The organism is Vibrio variabilis (genome assembly GCF_003263785.1).
Lineage (GTDB): Bacteria > Pseudomonadota > Gammaproteobacteria > Enterobacterales > Vibrionaceae > Vibrio > Vibrio variabilis.
The window spans coordinates 39,056-59,851 of sequence record NZ_JYJK01000084.1; the positions used below are offsets into that span (position 1 = coordinate 39,056).

At 45.4% G+C, this 20,796-nt stretch carries 13 protein-coding genes and 4 pseudogenes; 8 read left to right on the plus strand and 9 right to left on the minus strand.

Annotated features, from left to right (window positions below):
- The first annotated feature begins 299 nt into the window (after positions 1 to 299).
- Positions 300 to 1,306 (plus strand): annotated as a pseudogene (locus TZ48_RS14260) (porin).
- A gap of 404 nt (positions 1,307 to 1,710) precedes the next feature.
- Here the strand turns inward: TZ48_RS14260 and TZ48_RS14265 are convergent.
- Together TZ48_RS14265 and yfcC are read right to left on the minus strand one after the other, a co-directional pair.
- Positions 1,711 to 2,708: pseudogene (locus TZ48_RS14265) on the minus strand (succinylglutamate desuccinylase/aspartoacylase family protein).
- A 65-nt stretch (positions 2,709 to 2,773) separates the two neighbouring features.
- Positions 2,774 to 4,248, minus strand: a pseudogene (gene yfcC, locus TZ48_RS14270) (putative basic amino acid antiporter YfcC).
- A gap of 270 nt (positions 4,249 to 4,518) precedes the next feature.
- On the opposite strand from yfcC, the gene TZ48_RS14275 reads away from it, so the two are divergent.
- Together TZ48_RS14275 and TZ48_RS14280 are read left to right on the plus strand one after the other, a co-directional pair.
- Entirely contained in the window at positions 4,519 to 5,403 is an 885-nt protein-coding gene (locus tag TZ48_RS14275) for a DMT family transporter (RefSeq protein WP_112479706.1), read from the plus strand.
- A 74-nt stretch (positions 5,404 to 5,477) separates the two neighbouring features.
- On the plus strand, positions 5,478 to 6,095 hold the full coding sequence (locus TZ48_RS14280) for a glutaredoxin family protein (protein ID WP_112479646.1): 618 nt from the start codon (positions 5,478 to 5,480) through the stop codon (positions 6,093 to 6,095).
- A gap of 97 nt (positions 6,096 to 6,192) precedes the next feature.
- On the opposite strand, the gene TZ48_RS25890 is transcribed toward TZ48_RS14280, so the two are convergent.
- Positions 6,193 to 6,327 carry a hypothetical protein gene (locus tag TZ48_RS25890; protein WP_275426444.1) on the minus strand — a complete coding sequence of 45 codons (135 nt, stop codon included), beginning with the start codon at positions 6,325 to 6,327 and terminating at the stop codon, positions 6,193 to 6,195.
- A 435-nt stretch (positions 6,328 to 6,762) separates the two neighbouring features.
- Here TZ48_RS25890 and TZ48_RS14285 point away from each other — a divergent pair, with 435 nt between their 5' ends.
- Entirely contained in the window at positions 6,763 to 7,512 is a 750-nt protein-coding gene (locus TZ48_RS14285) for a response regulator transcription factor (protein WP_112479647.1), read from the plus strand.
- On the opposite strand, the gene TZ48_RS14290 is transcribed toward TZ48_RS14285, so the two are convergent.
- From TZ48_RS14290 to TZ48_RS14300, 3 genes are all read right to left on the minus strand, one after another.
- Positions 7,501 to 8,397, minus strand: a complete 897-nt coding sequence (locus TZ48_RS14290) for a LysR family transcriptional regulator (RefSeq protein WP_112479648.1) — start codon at positions 8,395 to 8,397, stop codon at positions 7,501 to 7,503. The genes TZ48_RS14285 and TZ48_RS14290 overlap by 12 nt on opposite strands.
- Positions 8,390 to 9,793: a sensor domain-containing diguanylate cyclase gene (locus tag TZ48_RS14295; RefSeq protein ID WP_112479649.1), complete on the minus strand. Its 1,404-nt coding sequence runs from the start codon at positions 9,791 to 9,793 to the stop codon at positions 8,390 to 8,392. Before TZ48_RS14295 ends, TZ48_RS14290 begins: the two co-directional genes overlap by 8 nt.
- Positions 9,794 to 9,899: 106 nt before the next feature.
- Entirely contained in the window at positions 9,900 to 10,796 is an 897-nt protein-coding gene (locus TZ48_RS14300) for a LysR family transcriptional regulator (protein WP_112479650.1), read from the minus strand.
- Positions 10,797 to 11,203: 407 nt separating this feature from the next.
- Here TZ48_RS14300 and dcuC point away from each other — a divergent pair.
- Positions 11,204 to 12,570: pseudogene (gene dcuC / locus TZ48_RS14310) on the plus strand (anaerobic C4-dicarboxylate transporter DcuC).
- A 290-nt stretch (positions 12,571 to 12,860) separates the two neighbouring features.
- A complete protein-coding gene (locus tag TZ48_RS14315) occupies positions 12,861 to 13,604 on the plus strand; it encodes a dienelactone hydrolase family protein (protein WP_112479652.1) in 744 nt (247 codons plus the stop codon).
- 96 nt (positions 13,605 to 13,700) lie between these two features.
- Here the strand turns inward: TZ48_RS14315 and TZ48_RS14320 are convergent, their stop codons facing one another.
- Genes TZ48_RS14320 through TZ48_RS14325 form a run of 3 tightly spaced genes read right to left on the minus strand, consistent with a single transcriptional unit; the run spans position 13,701 to position 17,867 of the window.
- The gene (locus TZ48_RS14320) at positions 13,701 to 16,628 is read right to left on the minus strand and encodes an efflux RND transporter permease subunit (protein WP_239670893.1); all 2,928 of its coding nucleotides are present in this window, start codon (positions 16,626 to 16,628) and stop codon (positions 13,701 to 13,703) included.
- Positions 16,514 to 16,744, minus strand: coding sequence for a hypothetical protein (locus TZ48_RS25220; RefSeq protein ID WP_239670881.1), 231 nt, complete (start codon positions 16,742 to 16,744; stop codon positions 16,514 to 16,516). The genes TZ48_RS14320 and TZ48_RS25220 overlap by 115 nt, the downstream gene beginning before the upstream one ends.
- Before the next feature lie 31 nt (positions 16,745 to 16,775).
- On the minus strand, positions 16,776 to 17,867 hold the full coding sequence (locus TZ48_RS14325; RefSeq protein WP_112479653.1) for an efflux RND transporter periplasmic adaptor subunit: 1,092 nt from the start codon (positions 17,865 to 17,867) through the stop codon (positions 16,776 to 16,778).
- Between the two features lie 293 nt (positions 17,868 to 18,160).
- Between TZ48_RS14325 and TZ48_RS14330 the strand changes: the two genes are divergently transcribed.
- Both TZ48_RS14330 and TZ48_RS14335 read left to right on the plus strand, forming a co-directional pair.
- Positions 18,161 to 19,189: a cytochrome-c peroxidase gene (locus TZ48_RS14330; protein WP_112479654.1), complete on the plus strand. Its 1,029-nt coding sequence runs from the start codon at positions 18,161 to 18,163 to the stop codon at positions 19,187 to 19,189.
- Positions 19,186 to 20,781 (plus strand): PAS domain S-box protein, encoded by a 1,596-nt coding sequence (locus tag TZ48_RS14335; RefSeq protein ID WP_112479655.1) that lies wholly within the window; start codon positions 19,186 to 19,188, stop codon positions 20,779 to 20,781. Before TZ48_RS14330 ends, TZ48_RS14335 begins: the two co-directional genes overlap by 4 nt.
- The last annotated feature ends 15 nt before the right edge of the window (positions 20,782 to 20,796 follow it).

Consider the following 20,796-nt stretch of genomic DNA (forward strand, 5'->3'; position numbering starts at 1 on the left):
TTAGACTTGTACTATTAGTGCACCGATGCCCGAGACGATGTTCTCGGGCATTTTTCTTTTAAATCAAAACCATACAAAGCAAGCATATAATCATCCAGACCTTGACCCACCAAGGTCAACCAAAAACCACCCAAATATCTCATCACAACAATGAACCACAACAAATAACATATTGAAAACAATATAGAATGTGTATTTTTCTCTTAATTAAACTGAAATATAAACTTAATAAACGCCGCATACCTTAGCCGTCGACTTTGAGGACAGAGCTCATTTTTGATAACCAAGGTATTTAGAAAATGAAAAAAGCAGTATTGGCAAGTGCAGTTGTTTCAGCATTGATGTCTGGCATGGTAGGCGCAGCAGAAGTTTACAACAGCGAAGGCACTTCTTTGGAGGTTGGCGGTCGTATGGAAATTCGTGGTGACTTCGGCGGCAACTCTGACGGTAAAAAACTCGAAGGTTCGATGGATAACCAAAGCCGTGCACGTTTAAGCATCAAAGGAAAAACTCAAATCAACGACAAACTAGCAGGTTTTGGTAAGTGGGAAATCGAACACAGCGCTAAAAAAGCAAGTGGCAAAGAAGAAACTATCAAACAACGTTACATGTTCGCTGGCCTAGAGACTGATTTCGGTGCGGTTTCATTCGGTCGCAAGATACTGCTGGCGTGATCATTTCTCAAATGTCTGATAACGGCCAAATCTACACCGGTGCGCAAAAAGAGTTCATCACGTCTGGTAACGAGCAAATCAACAACACTGTTAAGTACTCAGGCTACTTTGCCGATGCGTTGACTGTAGAAGCGAGCGCTATTGCAGGCCAAGAGAGTAACTCTAATGGCTACGGTATTGCAGCTCGCTACGCACTACCTTTCGGTCTTGGCCTAGGTCTTGGTTACTCGCAAAATGGCGCAGGTAAGGATTCAAACGGCGATCAAAAGCAAACCATCGCTGGTTTAACATACGAGATCGCGGGTCTTGAACTTGGTGGCACGTACACCCAAGGTGATCTAGACACGTCAAAAGGCACTAAATTTAAAGGTGCGGAAGTATCTGCGAACTACAAAATCGGTGGCGGTTTCTCTGTGATGGCTGCATACCAAAACACTGAAAAAGACAAAGTAGCCACTGCTGAGAAAGAAAAAACAAACTTCTACGAACTTACGGGTCAGTACAAGTTCAACAGCAATCTACGCACTTACGTAGCATTTAAGCTAAACAACCTTAAAAAAGGTGAATCTAGCAACCTAACGGACATGGATGCAGAAGATTCAATGCGCTTAGGCCTGCGTTACGATTTCTAATTTGTTGTACTCCGGCATCTAAACCACTGCCAATCATTTAGATAGCTTCGTATTTTAAGGCTGGGCATCCCGCTCAGCCTTCCCTATTTTAGTGCAAATGCACCACCCCGCTCTCTTCTCCTCGATAGCTTCAAAAGCCAACCTCATTAATTTGTAAATAAAATCAACACTTTAAACATTTATACAGACTTGGCACGACTACTGCTTTAGTAGTAGAGACAAATGCTGGCAGCATTTGCACTTATCGGTCTCAGTGTTGATCAGGTTACTTTTTTAGAGGGAGAAGGTGACTTGATTAACACACTCTAGGCAGAAGGGACTTCATAAGTGGTCACTATTTTGCCTCCCCTAGAGCGAATTAGGGGAGGTTTTTTTTGACTTAATTTTAGGCGTTGCCTTTAAGTCTATCGAATCAAACGAACGACTAATGCGCCAGGATCACGCAAGCTATCAACGTTGTAGCTAAGCACTGTACCTTCATGAGGAGCGTAATATTGGTCTAGTACTTGGCCAAAAGCATCGTATTGCGTTGCAACAAGCTGGTCTGCGTCCACTTTCTGCAGTAATTCCACTTGCGGGATGACAAAACCACCTTGGCGTGCTCGCACGGTCGTAATGCTCTGCCTTCTACCGCGCAAGGTAGCACTTCAGGGACACTTCCTTTCATTAGACCATGGTGAGTCAATATTTGTTTTACGCCATCAACTGTGCGCTCAATGAGTTCAGGTTGAGTGATCTTACCCATTCCCACTTCAATCGTAATACTCGGCACACCAGAGCTATTCCATACCGTTTCAAGTACACCAGCATCACCTGGATCGTTTAGAATAACGTCAGGCTTTATTAAGCGCGCCATCTCAAGCGCAGGCTCGAGTCTAAAATCAGCAAAAACATACAGAGGATACGTTGCGCCGCGGGTTTGAGTATGCAGATCAATGGCAAACTCAGCATTTGGTTTAAGCAATTGATTCCAAAGACGATATAGATATTGATTTGCCGCATCACCGTCGACTTTTCCTGGAAAAAATCGATTGAGGTTGGCGGGTGACGCGTCTGGATCCGACGAGCTGAAATCTCGGCTGTGGCTTAAAATGCCGGGAATATTCACAGAAGGCACGATAGTGACGACACCCGCATCCACGTTATGTTCCAGCTTTCTCGCAAGCTTGTGGGCAGTCAAAATACCGTTGAGCTCATCACCATGTACACCTGCGGTTATCATAAACTTAGCGCCCGGTTTTTCGCCTTTTATGACGATAACAGGCAGTTGAATACCTACGCCCATGGCGTTGGTGGAAACTTGAAACCAAAAGCGATGTTCACCAGCGGAAAGCGTATCAACATCCAGTGATGCGATCGTTGGATAATTTGGTTTGATCTGTTGTTGAGTGTGTTGTTGCATTATTTCGCCCAATAAAAAACAAAGCGGGACAAAGCCCGCTTTTTTAAACCTTCAAGTGTTTGGTGTTACGCGAACCCAGCGAGGTGCGCACCGATAACCACAAAACTTGCTAAAACGAATAGCAGCAGTATAAAGCGCCAACAGAATTTTGCCCAGTCACCCCAATCAATACGACATACACCAAGCGTTGCCATCAGAGAGGCGGAAGTTGGTACGATAACGTTAGTAAAACCATCACCAAGCTGGAATGCCAGGACTGCAACTTGACGTGTCACACCGGCAATATCTGCTAATGGTGCCAGCAGCGGCATAGTCAGTGCAGCTTGGCCAGAACCTGACGTCACGAAGAAGTTAAATATTGATTGGAATGCATACATCAACCATGCAGCCGCAACATCAGGCAAACCACTGATCATGCCACCAGCACTATTAAGAATAGAGTTTAGAACACTAGACTCATCGGTGGTACCGCCACCTAGAATCAGAAGCACGCCTTTTGCACAACCAACAAGGATTGCTGGTGCAAGCATGATGCTAGCGCCTTCTTTGAAAGCATCAGCCATGTCATTGAGCGTCATGCCATTCAAGCGGAATAACACACCAATCAGACCAGCCACAAAACCCATGGTAAAGAACTGAGAAGCGATCTCTGGGATATACCAAGCGTGCATGACCACGCCCCATACCACCCACACTGTCGTTGCAACAACGGTAAGCAGTACGAGCGTATCACCCAGATTCCAACGAGACTCTTTAACGGTATCTGCCTGTTTTCTAAAATAAACATCGGTACGGCGGCTGTATGAAAGCTCTGGATTCGCTTTAATGCGAGAGGCATAAACCATAGTGAACACAATACCAATCACGGTAAACGCTGCCCACATCACCATGCGCATAGTCATACCAGAGAGTACGGGAATACCTGCAATACCCTGAGCAACTGCTACAGAGAATGGGTTCATCCATGACGTTGCAAAACCAATTTGTGTCGCCACGTAAGTCACCATGACCGTCGTAATACCGTCATAGCCTAAACGAACCATCAAAGGGCAATAATGATAGCGAATGCTACTGCCTCTTCACCCATACCAAAGACTGCACCGCCCAGCGAAAATAGGCCAAACAGAACGGGAATGAACAGCGCTTCACTGCCTTTGGTTTTATCGATCAGTCGCAAAATACCGTTATCGATTGTGCCTGTGCGCATCACAATGCCGAACGCACCGCCGATAACCAACATGAACATGATCACACCAATCGCAGAGCCCCATTTCGAGCCAGAAACTAAACCTTCAAAGGCAAAGTTCATAAGGCCGATACCGCCGCCAGAAGCAAACAGTCCTACTGACTTGTATACCAAGTCACCATTTTCATCGGTTGCGTATTCAAAAGAATGTGGGTCGATAACGGTGCGCGTTTTTTCTGCACCATCAACAAGATAAGTCACTTCCTGACTGTCAAAATGACCCGCTGGAACGAAGTAAGTCAGCAATGTGGCTAGGATGCCGACGATAAAAATAAGAATAAGGGTATCTGGCATCTGCCAGGTTTTCGTCCCTTGTGACGCGTTTGATGATGCTTCAGTATGAGTATTCATAATTATGTTAGGGTTAAGCATAAAATTTGGCATAAATATCCTTTATTCAGCATAAAAAATCAATATCAGAGTGAGCATCATTTGAACATTCGGAGAATAAATTGATCTGCCGCAGTGGATTGAACGACTACCTATCCCTTCCTTGATACTCTCTCTTGCTTGGTGGTATTTGACATTCGTAGTAACATGCGGAAAAAACTACCAAAACTATTTATGAGCTCACATCACCACCCTATTCGTGGCGCACTTTGGATGCTAGCTGCCGGAGCAGCCTTTGCTTTAGTGAACAACATTGCCCAAGTGGTCAGCATTCGCCATGGTATGCCATCAACCATGGTGGCGCTTATTCAATATGCGATTGCATTCTTCGTCATTCTTCCTTATCTGACATCACTTGGATTTAGGCACTCATTGAAAACTCAGCACTTATCTAAACATCTGTTTCGAGTTTTTCTTTCTGTCGTGGGGATCCAACTTTGGATGTGGGCATTGGCCCATCCGGTCCCGATTTGGCAAGGTATCGCACTACTTATGACATCTCCCCTTTTTGCTACCTTGGGCTCGGGATTGCTTCTTAAAGAAAAAGTGGGACCAGCACGCTGGCTGGCAACGCTGTTTGGGTTTATTGGCGCGATGATCATCTTAGAGCCTTGGGCAGACGATTTTAGCTGGGCGACGCTATTACCCGTTGGTGCGGCATTCTTCTGGGCTTGTTACTCATTGATGGTCAAACACTTATCTTCGGATGATTCACCATCAACCATGGTCGTGTACTTACTGCTCCTCATCACACCATTCAACCTATTTTTAGCACTTCCAGAGTGGTCGTTGCCAACAACAGGCTGGGTGTGGGCTTTATTGGTTGGTGCCGGTGCTTTAACAGCCCTAGCACAATGGGCGATCGTTAAAGCGTATTCCGTTGCGGACGCATCATTTGTTCAGCCCTTTGATCATGCAAAACTACCAATGAATGTTCTTGCTGGTTGGATTGTGTTTGGCTGGGCACCGCCAGGAAGGCTATGGCTTGGCGCGGCCATCATCATCGCATCGGTTGCTTTTATTACTCACTGGGAAACAACCAAACGCGACAAAAAATAATTTGCCCTGATTGAAATGAAAACCCGTATTCAAGGTTCTACTCTATTAAATGGAAGATTCAAGAGGCGAAGAACATGGCACAACCAATTAAACTGACTTTATACCGCTGGGCTGGAAGCTGGGGACCATTTAAAGTTAACATTCCGTGTGGTGAGTGCACCTTAACCAAAGACATACTAACCGACACCTTTGCCAACGAGCTCGACGGTATTCCAATTGAACTAGAAGTAAAAGACTGGCTATCACATTGGTGGGAGCCGTTAAAAGCAGGTTCTTGGCATGCCCCAATCTTAATGGTCGAAGGCAAGGTCGTTAGCCAAGGAGAGGCATTAAATCGCGGCGTATTGGTTCAGTCTGTGATTCAAGAGTGGACGAAACGCGACACATTGCAAGGCAATATCGTCTACGGCAAAGCCACGTGTCCTTACTGCGTCAAAGCTAAAAAACTACTCGACGACGCAGGTATACCATATACCTATCATGATGTCGTCAAGGACAGTGCGGCGCTATATCGAATGATACCGGAAGTAAAAGCACATATTGGCCTCAAAACGCCAGTCACTGTGCCGCAAATCTGGCTCGAGGGGGAATATATCGGTGGAGCCGACAACTTAGAGACATGGCTTGATAGTCACACCCCTGAAAAAACACCAGATAACGTTGTCGATTTTAGTGAGAAGAATGCCTCTTAAAACAAAAGGCCTGCAAGTCATACACTCTCAAAGCTTCTTGTCATCAATGACATAGAAAGAAGGCTCGCAATGTGCGAGCCTTCTTTTTTTGAATCCATTATTTAGCCATTTTTTTCATCATTCGTTTAACGAAAGACTTTTTCTTTGGCTGTGCTTTTCCATAAAGCATGTCATCCATCATTTTCTTTGCTGCCAATTGACCAACATACGCTGAACCTAGTTCGTAGCTCATGATCGTTCTCCGATAGATATGTAATTAACTTTCAACTAACTGTAATTTTATACCTTAAGCAGAATAAAACAAGAGGCAAGTCACACTTTTTCGTACTAAATTTTCAGAAAGACCCACAAACTCTACTTCTAAGCTCTGCTGTCGAACACTCATCCTGTCAAACAAACTTTGTACTTAACACGACAAAAAATCGCAATTGCCACTAACCAAGGTTCTGATCTTTAATTGGCTTTTGAGAATTCTGACACTATTCCAATTTGGAATTTCCGTCTTTCCAGACTTTCATTCAATTGTTTCATATACTTTTGAACTAGTTAATTTGAGCCATGAATTAAATCAGTCACGGGTTAGTCCTGGTGACACCTACAAGCAACGTGGATGCGCCCTTCTCAATGCTCATTTTTTGTTATTCACTTGTTTTGCAAGGTTAAGTTAATGCTCTATCCAAACAGCAAAGATTGTCTCATCATTGATAACTACCCTATCGTTAGGGAGTCGATTGCCAAGATCGTAACCAGCATTGATGACATGAACTTGGTGCACCAAACAGACAGCATTCACACTGCTCTGAACCTGGTTAAAACTGGCAATATCGAACTGATCATTCTCGATGTTAACCTGGCAGAAGCCGATGGTTTCGAGTTGATGCGCCGTGCTTATGCAGCTGGCTATAAAGGTAAGGCGATTTTCGTTTCAAGCTATGGCTATCCTGTCTATTCAGAAACCGCGTATAAGCTAGGCGCCAATGGTTACATTAGCAAAACGGAAGAGTCTGCGCTGATTCGCGATGCCATTGCGGGAGTGATGCGTGGATACAACTTGTTCAAGACCGATTACAAACAGCGCAGCCGCAACATCGTATTATCGCAGCGTGAAACCGTCGTCTTTAACTACTTGAAGAAAGGCTACACTAACAAGCAAATCTCCGAATTCCTGTCATTAAGTGCCAAAACGATCAGCACGTACAAATCAAGAATTCTGGATAAATACGAAGCCAATTCCATTGTTGAGCTGCTGCATACACAAGACGTCGTGCAAACTCAGCCTACTGTTGGTGTGGCAATTAGTGGTCCAGCGGCGAATCATGACACGGCGACAGCGATGACTCCCCTCCTGTTGCAGAAGCCGTCTTATAATTTTCTAAACTGCTTACTTCTTGGCAAGGACGCCAAGTTACTCCCGTAAAGAATTCAATACCGCCTGCTTGATTACGCTACGCAGCTTTTGATGTAACGGGTTTTGCCTATTACTCTGTTTAATACAAGAAACCACCGGCGCGTAGGTCTGCATGTGCTCTGGAAACGGGATATATCTAACACCCTCTTTCGAAGCAAGATGCTTCGCCAACACCACAGAGGTGTTTTCCTGACGAACGACCGACATCGCCAATGAAAAGTTATCGAGCTTGGTTTTATAATCGAAAGAAAGATCGTACTGCGCCATTTGTCTGATCAGACGATGGTTTGTTTCATTCCAGCCCCGAACCTCAAAAAAGATACATGGGTTATCGAATACGTCTTGCCATTGATAAATGTCACTTTGCTCACCGACTAAAGCTCCCATCTCAACGTTGAATAAAGCACTTTGATACAAGGACTTAGAGCAGTCCTCGTTGAACATCTGAATACCCAGTTGTACTTTCTCATCAAGAATGCGCTGATAAGTATCACGTCGCCATGTGATCAGCTCAATTAACGAATGACCAAACTCCGCTCTAAGCGCAGAGAGTATAGGAAGGGAGAAACGCTCAATGGAAGTATTATCTAAGGCAATAACAATCGGATGTTCATATTGAGTCGCATCAAACACCTCGCCTTGCTTGAGAGCATTCTCTACCGAGCGCAAACCGCGCTGTATGCCAGGCATGATCCGCTCAAGATAATGTGTAGGCTCTAAACCTGAACTACGGCGAATAAACAGCGGGTCACCAAGCTGTTCACGAAGCTTCGCCAAATGCTTACTTACCGCACTTTCTGTTTTACCTAACTTTGCCGCCGCCGTGGTTAGATTGCGATGCTCATAGATGAGTACCAATACCTTGAGTAAGTTATAGTCGTGCTCTTTATGCATGTTGCGTACTCGTCTGTTCAACCGTTCGCGCTTTACTGCGCTTATCTCGATACAATAGGTCGTCAGCGCGTTGAATCGCGGCCTGTAAATTATCACCTCGCTGAATTTGGCTTACGCCAAAGCTGATAGTCATCGTCAGTGACTGCTTACCGAAAGGCGTAGATTCAATATCACTCGCTAGCCTATCGGCCAACTGATACGCAGTATGCTCACTGCAGCCAGGCAACAGCACCAAGAACTCATCACCACCACTTCGTATCAGATAATCACTGTCTCTAAAGTTATCCGTCATCCGCGTCGCTATGTGAATGATGGCCTCATCTCCAACATGGTGCCCGTAGGTATCGTTAATCGCCTTTAAGCCATCTCCATCAATGACGATAACCGACATCCCTTGCTTTTCCTTGATGTATTTCAGTGCACTGTCTTTGAGAATAGTACGATTGTAGATCCCGGTTAACTCATCGCGACTGATGGCAATTTCTGCCAACTTTAGCCGCTCGCGCTTAACGTGGAGTTCTTCTAGCTTTACAAAGATATAGAATAAGATCGCCACAAGAAGGAGGAGTAACCAACTGGTATCAATGACGAGCTTGCTATAAGGAATGAGATAAACAAACTCAAAGTAGTCATCAACAATAAAATGTTTAGCAAACGCGCGCTTTTTTAGTGGGTAACGTAGGTTTTCAATAATGACCTGACGTTTGTCGCCATCTTTAGCAGAGACAAAGGTTTTATTGGAGAGAAAACCAAAATAGTTCAGATAGATATCAACATTAACATCACCAATCATCGTCATTCCATCATAAACAGGACTCGACAACGTAATCGTAGGTTGTCCGGTCACCTTGTCCTGATGCACATCAGACACGACAAGTCGATTTGATAAATCTTCTGGCGACACAAAATACGCACAGTTTGATGTCGCGAGACACGATTTTTCCGAAAACGCGGATTTAACAACATTGGCAGGAATATCGAACGACTTCGCTGACATCAGCTTCTGTCCCTCGTAGGAGCGATAATAAAGCGAATAAGACGGCACGCTGACCATTTCTGGCATGCTACCGAACATTTTTTCCGCCGTCGCACTGATCACTTTTTCATTGTGAGTCAGTGTTTTATTGTCATCATAGTAATAGATCTTGCCACGATCGAACGGCCTTTCATCCACGAATTTACCGCGATTCGCCTCAACTTGCGCTTCAAACATCACCCCCATGATGTACAGGGTAGATTTGTAATCTTGTACTGTTTTTGTGAGGAGGCGAAACTGTGCTTGCTCATTTTCCACCAAGTTATCGGTGCTATGATAAATGGCAACCCCATATAACAACACCGACAGCATCATCGCTCTAGCTAAGATAAATGCGTATTTTTTGGCGTGAGAATGCATGCTATTAATCGTGAACCTTGAGAAAGTGAAAGCGCGCAATTATCAGACAATATTGTCGGATAATCAACAAGTCAGCTTTCAGGTAATAACGGTTATTCCTAATATATTAACGATTGCCAAATGCAGCAATTAAATGGCTAATACAAGCTCTGATCCGATTAGGTTGATACTTGTCTTTGTGGTAAATGAGCGACAAAGGAACATCACGAACCTGCCATTCAGAAAAGACAGGAACCAGTTGCCCCTGTGCAATTTCGCTCTCACAGTAAATCCGCGGTACCCGAATAAGACCAAGCCCCTTTTTCGCAGCATTTATAAGCACTCTGCCATTTTTGCAGCTCAATACACCTTCTATGGGCACCTCCACGGACTCCTTGGTGTCAGTATGCTCAAAGCGCCATTTCGTCACGGAACCAGTGATACAGCGGTGAGATTTTAGATGTTTAGGGTGCGTGATAGGCGCAGAGTTGGCTAAATAGCTTGGACTCGCCAATGTTTGCATTTCAATCGTAGTGAGCCTGCGCGCGACATAGCTCGCGTCAGCTAAATCCCCCATTCGGATGGCTAAATCAAATTCTTCCTCTAGCAGGTCAACACGGTGACTCGAGAAATCCAGTTCAACGGTCACATCAGGATGGGCTTGTAAAAAGGTCGCAATGAACTCCGAGACCATCTCCTCGCCAATGTAACCCCCCACGCAATTAATTTTGATGTTTCCGCGAATCGTCTCAATATCATCAACCGCAGTATGAACGGCTTTATCGATGCTATTTAATGCCTGGTCACACGAGGCTAGAAACGCTCTTCCGGCCGTGGTCAGCTTCATAGAACGTGTAGTGCGAATGATTAAGCTTACCCCCATCTGCTTTTCCAGTGACTGTATTTGTCTAGAAACATGAGAACGTGACACGCCCAATGCTTCTGCAGCCTTAGTGAAGCTCCCTAAGTTCGCAACAAGGACGAACGCTCGAACATCTAGAAGATTAATGGAAGAGTGATACATGACTTCGCACATTTGTGAGTGGTAGGTTTATTTTGTCTACAATCCAACGAATTGCAACACTTGCACCTCATCGATGATGTGTTTGTTATTCGTTTAGCTTTCTGTAAGCGTGCTTTTAAGGCACTAAGCATCAAACTGTCTTTTCTAGCTCAAAAATCTTACTTTGCACAACAATCAACCAAAAGTGACTCAGCTAATACAATTACAGCTTAATGAAAATACAATATTTACATCCATCCATCCGCTAATTAACCAATATTAAACACCTTGTTATCAGCGGCAAGTAATGTTTGCTCTAGATCAGCAATATGGCGTATTAGTGTCGTGCCACAGGCCATTAAAAGGTAGAGTCATTGACACATTTAGAAATAAATAGACATGCATTTTAACAGTATCAGGGGAGATTTATGTTAGAACTGATGATCGGCTTAGTGGTGACCATCACCGTTGGCTACTTTATCGTTAAAGCTACAAGCCAGCAGGTGTGCTGCTTACCGCCGGTATTTTATTACTGCTTTTGACCGGCCTTCTAGGCCACACTGTGTTGCCAGCGAAACTGACATCAACAGGTAATATGGTGACGGATTCGCTAGAGTATGTGAAATACATGCTTCAATATCGTGGCGGTGGTCTGGGTATGCAGATCATGCTGTTGTGTGGTTTTGCCTCTTACATGACACACATTGGCGCTAACAACGTAGTAGTAAAACAGTTCTCTAAACCACTGTCTTTCATTACCTCTCCCTATGTTCTGTTGGTTGCGGCCTACATCGTGGCCTGCCTGATGTCGCTGGCCGTTAGCTCGGCAACTGGACTTGGTGTGCTATTGATGGCGACCCTATTCCCAATGATGACGGCGATGGGTATTTCTCGCCCAGCAGCAGTGGCTGTCTGTGCGTCACCAGCAGCGATCATTCTTTCTCCAACGTCTGGAGACGTTGTGATTGCAGCCGAAAAGTCTGGGTTAGCATTGGATGTCTTCGCAGTGCAAACGGTGTTACCGGTTTCTATCTGCGCGATTATTGTTATGGCTGCAGCGGCATTTTTCTGGAATAAGTATTTAGACAAAAAAGAAAATACGCCAATGGAGCGTGTTGACGTCTCAGAAATCAAGGTGGATGCACCGGCGTTTTACTGCATTCTACCCTTCTTACCAATCATTGGCGTTTTCCTCTTCAATGGCCGCACAATTCCTGGGCTGTCATTGGACATCTACACCATCGTTGTTGGGTCTATCTTCCTAGGTGCTGTGGTTGACTTTATTGTTAAGCGTCTCAACGGTAAGAAGACCTTAGAAGACTTAGAGTCTTGCTATCAAGGCATGGCTGACGCGTTTAAAGGGGTGGTAATGCTATTGGTCGCCGCAGGCGTGTTCGCCCAAGGTTTAATGTCAATTGGCGCGATTGATAATCTGCTTCACTTGGCCGACAAAGCGGGTGCCGGCGGTATCGCTCTCATGCTTATCCTAACTGGATTAACGGTCGCAGCAGCCATCGCAACAGGCTCTGGTAACGCGCCTTTCTACGCCTTTGTTGAGCTTGCGCCATCTTTGGCCGCTAAGATGGGACTAAACCCAGCATTCCTTATCATTCCAATGCTGCAAGCATCGAACTTGGGCCGCACGATTTCACCAGTCTCTGGGGTTATTGTCGCAACATCTGGTATGGCGCAGATTTCTCCGTTTGAAGTGGTTAAACGTACGTCTGTTCCGGTGATCGCAGGCCTTATCACTGTCATCATTGGTACACTGGTTCTTGTACCAATGAGTGCTTGATCAAAACAAAGCGTCATAGAAACACTACGGGGAGCTAATTAAGCTCCCCTTTTTAAAATGCCTCACCAACCGATAAGTGCAATGTACTTTCTTCTGGCCCGCGCGAGAGGTCGAGTCGAATGTTCATCTTCTTCTGCTCTACTAGCTACCATCTAAGACCTAAGCCATTATCTCTGAGCCTTTAGCAAATAATCGATAGAAACCTGACAAAAAATTCATACACATACGTCCTCATGTTTACTTATCTCGTACTAAGCTTTTGGTGACAAAGTCAGACATAAGGGACAACAATGAAAACGACACTCAAAGGACTAACACTGTGTGCTGCTCTTCTCGCTCCAACTGCGATCGCTGGCGAGCACGTCATTTATGAAGTCAATGGCCAGCCGTATGAAGGTTACTGGGCCAAAGTGAACAACACCGCGCCATTGGTACTCTTAGTTCATGATTGGGATGGCTTGACCGAATATGAAGAAAAGCGCGCAGAGATGCTCAACGAAATGGGCTACAACGTCTTTGCAGTAGACCTCTTTGGGCAAGATGTAAGACCGACAAAGGTCGAAGACAAACGTCAGCATACCGGTGAACTGTATAAAGATCGTGCCAAGTTACAAGCATTAATGAATGCTGGACTCGCAGAGGCTGGTAAGCTCGGTGGCAATCTCGATAACACGGTGGTGATGGGCTACTGCTTTGGCGGTGCAGCTGCGTTGGAATCAGCGAGAGCGGGCATGCCTGTTCGCGGTTTTGTGACCTTCCATGGAGGACTAAAGACGCCAGAAGGCCAAAGCTACGCCCAAACAAAAGCGCCGATTATGGTGCTCCATGGCACTGCTGATTCAGCCATTTCTATGTCAGAGTTCGCTGGTCTTGCGGTTGAGCTTGAAGAAAATGGTGTAAACCACGAAATGATTACCTACAGCGGAGCACCTCACGCATTTACTGTGTTTGGCTCTGACCGTTATCGAGAAGATGCGGATAAGAAATCGTGGACAGCATTCTCTACGTTTTTGAAAGAGACCACTGGAAACTAAGAAACCGCCAAATGCGCTGTATGAATGCAATAGCTTAGGGCTAGGCAATAAAAAACCCAGGTGTTACCACCTGGGTTTTTAACTTTCAGCTTTCGATTAGCTTGGATTCTTCGCCTTGAACAAAATCGCGTACATCACTGGAATAAACACTAGGGTCAATACGGTAGCAAAACCAAGACCAAACATAACCGTGATAGACATGTTCACGAAGAACACATCGCTGAGTAGCGGGATCATACCCAAGATTGTCGTACACGCTGCCAACATTACTGGTCGCATACGAGAGATCGAAGAGTCAATGATCGCATCGTAAATCGGTTTTTCTTCCGCTTGCATGTCGATCTCTTCAAGGAGAACAATCGCATTCTTGATGAGTAGACCTATCAAACTTAGAGCACCAAGCAGCGCCATAAAGTCAAACGCACCATCAAGTAGCAGTAGACCTGCTGTGATACCAATGATAGCCAAAGGTACAGTGATCCAAATGATGAGTGGCTGACGCACTTTACCGAATAACAGTACCACTACGATGATCATCATGATAAACGATACCGGAATTGCGCTAAACAGAGCACCCTGAGCTTCAGCAGAATCTTCGTACTCTCCACCCCAGTCCATCGTGTAGCCAGGCGGCAGTTCGATAGCTTCTATTTGTGGCTTCAATCGCTCGAATAGTGGTGCAGCAAGCTCACCCGTTGGGTTTGCTGAAGCAATAATCGTCGTAAGACGGTCACGTCCACGGATCATTGCGTCTTCCCAAACTGTCTCAAAGCCAACAACAACCTGAGCAATAGGCACTGTACGTTCCAATACAGGACTGTAGACCTGTGCATCCATTAACTGAGATACATCTTGGCGCTCACTGGCATCAGCACGGAAGTAGATTGGCAATAGGCGGACACCGTCGCGGTAAATACCCACTTGGGTACCTTCACTTGCCGCTCGGAGAGAAGCAGTAAGCTCCGTTCTAGTCACGCCCAATTGACGCGCAACTTGCTCATTGAAGATAGGCTTAATCAGCTTGACTGGTTGACGCCAGTCGTTGCGAACTTCTTTCGCACCAGGGTCAGCATGCATGATCGCTTCAGCCTGCGATGAAAGATCACGCAAGACTTCTGGATCAGGACCGGCGAAGCGCGCTTCAATCTTAGAGTCACGTCCAGGACCGATACGTAATCCTTTGATCTTAGGTTCAATGCTTTCGATATTCTCCGTCATGAACTGATCGATTTTGGCTTGCAGTGGTGCAATCACATCTCGATTTTCAGTACGAATAATAATTTGGCCATACGCCTTAGTCGCATCTTGCGGTGTATATACCAAGGAGAAACGAGAAGCACCACCACCGATAAAGCTTGCCGTCCACTCAACGCCTTCTTGCTCGCGAATAAACTCGGCTACTTTCAAGGTATCGTCACGTGTTTGACGAATATCCGTGCCTTCTACTTCCCAAATATCGACAAAGAACATTGGCGTGTTCGCGTTCGGGAAGAATGCGTTCTTAACAAAGCCAAAGCCCCAAACTGCCGACACAAACATTGCGAGAATGACACCAATCGTCAATACACGCTGTTTAAGGGCAAACTGAAGGATACCTTTATAGATAACAAAGCCAGCACCCGCATATGGGTCTTTCTCTTCTTCACCCTCTTTTTTGTCTTCTTTCTTAAGAAGTAACGCACACAATAGCGGCGTGGTTGACACAGCAGTCACCCAGCTCAAAGATAGCGAAATCAAGATAACGTAGAACAGAGAGCGCGTGAACTCACCAGTGTTACTTTGCGACATACCAATCGCAGCAAACGCTAGGATACCTACAGCTGTACCACCAAGAAGTGCCCAGCCGTTAGCGCCAACAACTTCACCTGCCGCTTTCATCGCAGGCATACCGCGCTTGATACGTATCATCATACCTTCGGCGACCACGATGGCGTTATCCACCAGCATACCCAGGGCGATGATAAGAGCACCAAGAGAGATACGTTGTAGCTCGATACCATAAAGGTGCATAAGTGCTAACGTACCAGCAACGGTAATCATTAGAACCGCACCAATGATAAGCCCGACGCGAAGCCCCATAAACGCAAGTAGAACAACAACTACGATGATCAATGCTTCGACTGTGTTAGTCACAAAGCCTGCAACCGACTGATCAACTTCGTTTGGTTGGTTGTAGATGATGTCTAGGTTCATACCCAGTGGGATCTGGTTTTCAAGGCTAGCAAGCTTGTCTTCAATCAAACCACCAACTTCAACCACGTTACGTCCGCTCAGCATCGAGATGCCAACCGTCAGAGATGGTTTGCCATTGAAGTAGATAAGCTTGGTCGGCTCATCGCTGTATTCACGGGTTACTTTCGCGATATCGCCAAGGCGAATCAGCTTCTTATCAACACTGGAAATCAGCAGATCTTCGATTTCACTGACATGCTTAAATGAGCCTGTCGGTTCGATACGAATGTATTCCGGGCCAACACGGAATCGGCCAGAGTCGGACACCAAGTTTTGCGACTGAAGCAAGTTTTCAATCGTTGCCATGTCGATGCCAAGCTCAGCCATTTTGGAGCGAGACATTTGCACGTAGACCACTTCTTTTTGGTCGCCATCGATTGAGACTTTACGCACACCAGGAACCAAAACGAGCTGCTTCTTCAAGTTGTCAGCAACATCTTTAAGTTCACGATAGGTATAGCCTTCGCCGTTAAGCGCTAGGAACCCACCGTAAACATCGGCAAAGTCATCGACAATTTGTGGTTCTCCGGCACCCGGCGGCAACTTATGCTTGTTATCCGCAATTTTACGACGAAGTTCGTCGTAAATACCCGGCATTTCAGCAGAGCTGTACTCATCTTTAAACTCAATCGTGATGTCAGATAGACCTTCACGTGTAACCGAGCGTTTGATGCGTTTTACTTGCCCCAAGAGGCGCACTGCATCTTCAATGTGATACGTGACTTCGTCGTACACTTCTTGTGGCGACGCACCTGGGTAGCTGTGATGATTTTCGCTTCTTTGATTGTGAATGCTGGGTCTTCAAGTTTACCCATTTCAAAGTAAGCTAATACACCGCCTATTGTCATCAGCAGCACTAGCAGCCAGCTGTTGACTTTATTCTTTACTGAATACTCACCTAAATTCATATAACTTCTCTTCTTGCTGAGTCACAGTGGCTTATTGTGCTTGATCGATCTCTGGCATCAGGCTCACTTCCATACCTTCAATCAAGAATGGAACACCAACAGTTACAATACGTTCACCCATTTCAAGACCAGAAAGGATGGTAATGCGATCGCCAGACATAGTTGACACTTCAACCGATTTAGGTGCGACCGTGTTGTCATCTTGAACAACCCAAACTGTCGCATTATGGGCGTTGTCGCTCACAACAGCCGTTGCAGGAACTTGAATAGAGCCAGATGTTTCTTGCAGTTTCGAGAAATCTGCCGTCACATAGCCTGTCATGCCTGGAAGGATGTTTTGATCGGTTGGCGCTTCCATCGATACCGTCACTTCGAATGTTTGAGTATCCGAATCTGCTTTAGAAGAGACTTCTGTGACTGTTACCGGGTACGGCTTTTCACGCGCAGTATCGAAGTAAGCAAAAACTGGAATTTCTACCGGATCCTCAGCTTGTTCATCGCGGATCTGACGAACCAGTTTCTCAGGTACGTTGAATTTAAGTTCAAGCGTGTTGAGGTTTTGGAAAGTGAACACCACCTGTTTCGCTTCAACGTTCTCGAAGTTTTGGATTTCACGCTGCGCGACAAAGCCATCAAAAGGGGCGAGAAGTTTGGTGTAGCCTAGCTCTGTATTCGCTTTGTCATACGCCGCTTTCGCTCGCGTTAAGTTAGCACGTAGCTGCTCGAAGTCTTTCTGAGAGATGAAGTTATCTTTAATCAGTTCTTGAGCACGTTTGAAGTCAGCTTGAGTGCGTTGCAAGGTTGCACGAGTATCACGAACCGCCAGTTTAAAGTTCGTATCATCAAGGGTCGCTAACACCGTTCCCTTCTTAACGTTGTCGCCTTCTTTAACAGGAATACTGTTTACTTTTCCAGAAACGCGGAACGCCATATCTGCACGATCCGATGCAAGCACTCTTGCTGGAAATTCGCGAATCATGCTTTGGTTTTCTAGGCCAATGACAACCGTCTTCACAGGCCTTACTACCGGTGCTTCCACAGTCTGTTCTGGCTCTGGACTACATCCTGTCAACGCAACACCAATTGCTGCTGCCAGAGTAAGAGCACGTAAATGAGTTTTCATAACAACCACCCAATAAAAATTTATAAAAACCAACACACTATTTGGTTAACGATATCTAATACACGCTATTTCACAAGTTACATTAAGCGTAGCAAAAAGCAACAATCCTTACACAAAACTATAACGCACACACTAATGCCTTAGGCCAACTAAAGCTTATGCAATAAAAAAACTCTTGTTATGACCATCAATTAGCAACAAGTTCATTATTTTTTTCGTTTTTTTATCTTAAATTGAAACAGCAAATAAGTATCCCATAATGATACGTAGAATCAATGCCAATGATACATATTATGAACATCGTAGTTATAAGGTGGTTAGTCGCTCTTGGTGCTCTTATCACATTGACAGCATACCTATTTTTTAGTTTTTCGGCGCCGAAAAAGCCGATGAGTGACGCTCGCTCAGAAACCACCATCAGCCTCAAAAATATAAGCTCCCAACTCATTCAGCCGATCCCTGAACCAACACTTACCAGCCGGGAACTCAGCATCGCAAAATTAGGAATGCAGATATTTCTCGATCCTAACTTGTCTTCAAATAATCGGGTGAGTTGTGAGTCCTGCCATCATATTTTCGATAATGGCGCGGAAAAGAGGCAGGTCTCTTTAGGGGTGCAAGGCCTTGGAGCTAGGAACTCTCCTACAGTGTTCAACGTATCGCACAATTCGCGTTTTTTCTGGGACGGCAGAGCGTCTAGCTTAGAAACTCAGATGGATGGCCCCATTCATAACCCATTAGAGATGAACACCAACTGGCAAAAAATCACACGCTATGTTGCGTCCGTTCCCACCTATAAACAGCAGTTCAATACTCATTTTAACGGTACGATTGATGAAACGACCATCAAAGGGGCTTTGAAAGGCTTTATGGCGGCTCTCGATACCCCAGACGCACCATTCGACCTTTTTTTAAAAGGCAATGAGACAGCAATGACACAAGCCGCAAAGAACGGCTGGCTGAAATTTAAAACACTAGGCTGTATCGCTTGTCATCAAGGTAGGAACATTGGAGGCAATTTATTTCAAAAGTTTGGCAATTTAAACAGGCCCAGTGAGCAAGAGTCTGATCTTGGCCGTTACAACGTCACCGGGCTAGAGTCTGATATTGGGGTTTTCCGTGTTCCTAGTCTGCGAAACGTGGCTAACACCGCCCCTTACTTTCACGATGGACGAGCGGAAACCTTAGAAGCCGCGATCGTTACAATGGCCTACGTTCAACTTGGCCGAGAGCTCGAACCGAGCACGATCCTCGAATTAAAAGCGTTTCTCAACGCTCTCTCTGCACCGCCACCTCCCGTACTTGAGGAGCTAATACCATGACTCGACGAATACTCACCAAAAAGCGTGTCGAAACGCTCTATCAAATGGCGATTGTGTTATCAGCACTATGGCTAGTGATCAGTGTATCTCACAGTCGGGTTAGTGACACCTATCAGCAAGCGTATCTCGCCCTATCCCATCAAATTACTCAGTCCCTTGAGGACATCTACACATTTGACTATAACAATGAACAGACCTATGACAATTTCTCTAATGAGTTGGTCACCATAGAACTCGAAGCAGGGAGCCTTTACGACAACCTTGTTCAAAACCAACAAGGTTACCTCTCTTTTATTAGCCCCATACCTGAGCAAGGCGTGCAGTTTGGACGCCATATCAAAAACCAAGTACTCGGTTTCACTCAAAGATTGGAGCGCTTACTAAGCGCTAAGGTCTCACTTGACTACTCCGGTAATACGCTAAAGGAGCTTCAGCGAGGACTGCTATCAGCATCAACTTCCGATTCCGACAAACTCAAACTCTATCAATACTTCGACAATCAAATTGCTCGTCAGGCACTGACCACTGATGCTCATACCAGCAACACCATCCTCGCAATCGACAGCTACATTCGACTCAATACCCGAGTCAAAAATGAAATAGACCAAGAGAAGCAAGCGCTTCTCGGCAGTGAAATTCACACCTTACTCAATGACGTCAACACCTATTGGATGACGAGAACATCCAACCTGCAAGGACACGTCATTTTCTCCGGCGTCATGCTGTTTGTGTTTCTTGGCGGATATATCTACTGGCGTCAATGGATACAACAATATCGCGAAGCCAAGCTCAATCGTGAGCTTTTCACTAAGGAAAAAGAACGTTCACATTTAGCCCTAGTGGTCGAGCACGCAAGCGACGCCATTATCATCACAGATAAAAACGGTTTTATTACCTGGGCAAATACCGCATTCGAGAGACTCTCTGGCTACCAACTGAAAGACATCATCGGACTTAAGCCAGGTAGTTTCTTACAAGGGAAAGAAACGTCACAACAAGAAGTTGCTAACATAGCAGCCCATCTGAGAAAAGGTGAGCCGGTTCAATCTGAATTAATTAACTATCACAAAGATGGCACGCCGTATTGGATAGACATCGCTATAACGCCCATCAGAAACTATCAACAAGAGGTCGAGCAGTTCATTGCCGTAGAGCGTGATAGCAGTGTTCGAAAAAACCTAGAGCGGGACTTGCGACTGGCGGTTGATAATGCTGATGCTTCTAACAAAGCAAAATCCACTTTCCTTGCTACCATGAGCCACGAACTGCGCACGCCGCTCAACGGCATTCTCGGAATGGCACAAATTCTGGAGTCTTCAGTCACCGAAACTCAGCATAAAGAGCAGCTCAACATTCTGCTTGAGTCTGGCAATCACTTACTTTCGTTACTTAATGATATTCTCGATATCTCAAAAATTGAAGAAGGCAAACTTGAACTTGAGGCCATTGATTTTGCTATCAGCGATCTCTGCTCGCCCATCGTCACGACTTACTCTTCTATCTGTACAGAAAAAGGCATCGAGTTTGTTCTCGACAACCAGCTCGAAAGCGGTAAATGCTATCGGGGGATAAATCCCGTATTCGCCAAGTAATTTTCAATCTGCTTG